The following is a 1,673-nucleotide window of genomic DNA, read 5'->3' as shown; positions in this document are numbered from 1 at the left end:
TAACTACGAAAGAGGTACTTGCTTGACTATCTGCTGGTATCTCTAAGGTAGCTGCAGGATATTGAGTAATAGAAAGGCAGCCTGATTCTTTGATAAGTTTCATCTCAATATTAGCCGTAAAAGACTTTTTCTTTGATTTGTTAGTAATAGTAATGTAATGCGTATGGGATTCATTTGGGTTAGTGAAATTTTGCCAGGTAGGGTGAATTTTAACAAAAATAGCTGGTACAATCTCAAAACTCCAGCGATAAGGAGATACTTTCAAGTCATGTCCTGGTGTATTGGCATTATCCTTTGCCTCAATTGAGCAAGAATACTCACCGTAATCTAACTTATTCACTGCTGATGCCTGATGAAAAGTCCCTTGAGGGGTATTCAGGACAATAGTTGTTGGGTCAATACCAGAGGCATAGCCATTAATAGGTGGGTCAAAAAGTGTAGCAGAGATATTGACCGTATAAGGCGTGTCCTCAGCAATAATCACCTCACCATTTGCTGGCGTGGTGGCAGTAACCTCAGGCTCCTCGGTGTCAATTAAAAAGAACTGATAGCCTGATATTGGAACATCGATAGTTTCTATAATCTCCTCATTACAATCAGCACTGGCTATCTTTACCTGCATTTGTGTTTTATCCTCAAAATAAAGCTTTGCACTACCGTCAGTCCCCTTGGGAATATTCAAGATTACAGAGAAGTTCTTACCCGAGCCTGCTAAAGATATTGGGTGTGGAGAAGAAAAAGCACCGTTACCTTTAATAAATAGTGTTGGTGCTGAAGGTAAAGACTCGGATAAGGTAATAGAGATAGATATTGCCCCTTCTCTGACTGGTGATTCCGGGGAGATGGATATTTGTGCAGTGATAGGGTTTTTATTAAACAGGTTTTGAAGAATTCGTTTTTTAACCTTAGTATCTTTATAGAAGTCTGCATGACTGGTAAGTGTAAGTACCTTATCTAAGGTTTTTAGTTCCTGATGGAGAGGTACTCCTTGAGCAGAATCAAAACCCACTATTCCACCAGCCCCGGCAATATTAATGTAAGTTACATTTGAATTTAATGCGTTCTTCCAGAATAACTCCTCCATAAAATTACTTCCACTGTCTTGTAATTGCTCATTTCCGACTAAAGTAGGGTCAACTTGGTTGAATCTGGTAGCAAGATCTGACTTCCATTTTTCTTTGATTGGGAGGTTTCGGAAGAAGTTACAGACACCAGCCCCTTTTTGCGGTGTCTCCATCATAATGATTTGATTTATGTCATGGCCGTAGCGGGGGATGTTGGTGATAGTTGGTTCTTGTGGATTCCCATCTGCATCAATATACGAATATTTCATTGTAGATTGATATTGACTACCAAACATCATCGTATAAAGTTCCGCTATTAGCCCACCTCGTGAATAAGCAATAATATCTACCTTTGCCCCAGGTTTCCCCTTTGTAATCTCATCTATCTTTTGTTTTAGAGCCTTTACATCTTCCTGGATTAATCCCTGTCCTTTTAGTGGCTGAAAGTCAAGAGTAAATATCTCATCATCGCTATACCCTGCATGAGAGCGTTGCGTAGAACTTAAGGCTATATTTACGGTGCGTGGCATTGTGTTACCTCATTTCTTGCCATCTTTTTGTTTCTCTTGACATTTTGGAGTCCCAAAAGATAACCCAGAGGGTCATTAA

General features: G+C 39.7%; 1 protein-coding gene. It reads right to left on the bottom strand.

The features are described from left to right. The coding region (locus AB1414_20455) for an Ig-like domain-containing protein (protein MEW6609784.1) at positions 1–1,594 on the bottom strand (1,594 nt) is incomplete at its 3' end. Positions 1,595–1,673: the final 79 nt, after the last annotated feature.

Source organism: bacterium (genome assembly GCA_040755795.1).
GTDB lineage: Bacteria > UBA9089 > CG2-30-40-21 > CG2-30-40-21 > SBAY01 > JBFLXS01.
This window is presented reverse-complemented; position numbering and strand designations above follow the sequence as displayed.